Origin of the sequence: Streptomyces sp. NPDC006265, assembly GCF_040613555.1 — a bacterium.
In the GTDB taxonomy this organism is placed as follows: domain Bacteria; phylum Actinomycetota; class Actinomycetes; order Streptomycetales; family Streptomycetaceae; genus Streptomyces.
Genome location: NZ_JBEXSH010001202.1, coordinates 1 through 2,106 on the forward strand (window position 1 = coordinate 1; position 2,106 = coordinate 2,106).

At 75.2% G+C, this 2,106-nt stretch carries 1 protein-coding gene and 2 pseudogenes; 2 read left to right on the plus strand and 1 reads right to left on the minus strand.

Annotation, left to right across the window (positions count from 1 at the left end; genetic code table 11):
• Positions 1–409, minus strand: a pseudogene (locus ABZ281_RS47060) (hypothetical protein); the annotation flags it as partial.
• Between the two features lie 532 nt (positions 410–941).
• Between ABZ281_RS47060 and ABZ281_RS47065 the strand changes: the two are divergent.
• Together ABZ281_RS47065 and ABZ281_RS47070 are read left to right on the plus strand one after the other, a co-directional pair.
• Complete coding sequence (locus ABZ281_RS47065) at positions 942–1,688, plus strand: type VII secretion system-associated protein (protein WP_356664726.1); 747 nt, start codon at positions 942–944, stop codon at positions 1,686–1,688.
• Positions 1,685–2,106, plus strand: a pseudogene (locus ABZ281_RS47070) (hypothetical protein); the annotation flags it as partial. The gene ABZ281_RS47065 and the pseudogene ABZ281_RS47070, both read left to right, overlap by 4 nt.

Genomic DNA, 2,106 nt, shown 5'->3' on the forward strand with positions numbered 1-2,106 from the left:
GCGACGCGGGGGCCCTGGTGGCGGCTGAAGGAGAGGGAGAGATGGTGGCCGGTTCAGTGGCCGGGGCCGTGGCCTCGCCGTTCGGGGATGGCTCGGCTGCCGGGGTGGCGGACGCGCGCGTCGGGGAGGACTCGGCGTCCGGGGTGGAGGGCTTGCCCGTCGTGGTGGACGCCGAGGACGGGTCGGTGGTCTTGCCGGCCGGGGCCGCGGAACCGGAGGCCGGAGTGTCGGGTTCGGTGCCCGGGCCCGGGGCCGGGCCGGACTCCGTGTCGCCGGTCGGTGCTTGCATCGATGTGCGGGCGGACTGACCCTCGGGGGCGGATTCCTCCGTCGGGGCAGTGCCGGAATCGGGGCCGAGGGTGGCGGCCGCCTCCGCGTTCGCCTCGGGGGCCTGGTTCTCGCGGGACATGCGGTACTCCTCCTCGGTGGCGCGGCTGTCGATGACGGGCTGGTGCCGACGCGGCGGGCGGGGTCGGTCGGACGCCGGTGCGTCCGGTGGGCGGGTGCCGCGCGGAGGCGAGCGGTTCGGGTCGGTCCCGGCCGCCGTCGTCCGTGCGTCCTGCCGCGGTGGCCGCGGGCCGATCGCTCGCCCCTTTCGAGCCGCGAGTCGCTTCGCGGGCCCCGGCCCGGACGCCCGGCCGCATGGACCGTACCGGGACGGTGACCGATGCCGGAGCCAACTTAGCCCGTACCGCTCGCAGTTGCCGGACCCCCCTCCCTCTTCGGCCAGTGGCTTTGTGCCTCCACGCACCCCTGCTCCCGGAATGTTCTCGGAACGGGCAGGAAACGGGCACGGATTGAGGCCGATACGGACCAACTCCGGTCGACTACGGACCGGGTGCGTATGGCATTCTGTTGACTCCCCGATCTGATCAATGTCGGCGTGCGCGCATACCGTTCGGCAGACCACGTATTCGTACAGCCCAAGAGTTCAGGTGGAGATGCGGCCCGGAGAACGGCAAGAGGGCAGGCATGACGCCCTGCCCGCGGTGTCCGGCGTCCCCGGTCCGGCTGCCGCCCCCGAGTCGTCCGTCACCGGCGAGTCCTCCGTCACCGGCGAGTCCTCCGATGCCCCGGCGGTACCCGACGCCGTGCGAGCCGCCGCCCGCCGGGCGCCGGGCCACTGGATCGGCATGGTCGACCCGGAGTGGACCGAGGAGCGGACGCCACCGGAATGGGCGGTGCTGGGGGAGTGGCGGTCGGACGAGAGCGGGGACGTGGGCGAGTACCGCGCCAACCCGGCCTACCGGCCCTCGTCGCGCATGCTCGGCTGGCCCGAGGCCACCGACCCGGTGGACGCGGCGGCGCAGCGGGCGGCCACCGGCTACGGCTCCGTGGACGAGGCCGTCGCGGCGCTCGCGCAGGCCGAGATCTCGGTGCCGCGCGGGCCGGACGGCGGACCGCTCACCGCCGACGGGAGGGACGGCGCGCCCGTGGTGCTGCTGTTCTCCTCGGAGGCACACGCGTTCATGTCCGCGGCACTTCGGCACGACACCCTTCCGGCCGCCGAGCTGGCCCGTTCGCTGAGCGGTTCGGGCACCTTGCTCATGGTCAACGCCGGGGCCGCGGCTCCCCTGCTCGTCCCGGCGGACTCTCTCCTCGCTCCCGTGCAGACGGCGGGGGCCGAGCAGACCTCGACCGACAAGTCCCCCGAACCCCGGCCCCACACCGCAGGGAGGACCCTGTGACATCTTCGGCCCAGCAAGACCCCAGGCCCTCAGGAGCGGTATCCGGCTCCGGCGTCGACGAGGCGGCCGAGGCCGCTGGAACCGCTGCCGGAGCAGAGGCAGAGGCCAAGAAGGAAGAGGCCAAGGCGGCGACCAAGGCCACGGGCGTTGCTACCGAGCCCCCGGCGCACACCGCCCCCGAGAGCGCCGCAGCCTCGGCCTCCCCGACGGAAGCCGATCGCGAGAGCGAGCCGGACGTCGAACCCGAGGCCGCCTCCGGTGCCGAGTCGGCCACCGACTCCCCGGCCGAACCCGTCACGGGCGCGGTCACTGAATCCGGCGCGGGCGCCGAATCCGGCGCGGGCCCCGGCGCGGGCCCCGGCGCGGGCCCCGGCGCGGGCCCCGGCGCGGGCACGGGCGCCGGCCCCGACTCCGCCCC

Excerpts from the sequence above, each read along its gene's own strand:
- ABZ281_RS47065 (WP_356664726.1), top strand. The coding sequence starts at position 942 with ATGCGGCCCGGAGAACGGCAAGAGGGCAGGCATGACGCCCTGCCCGCG.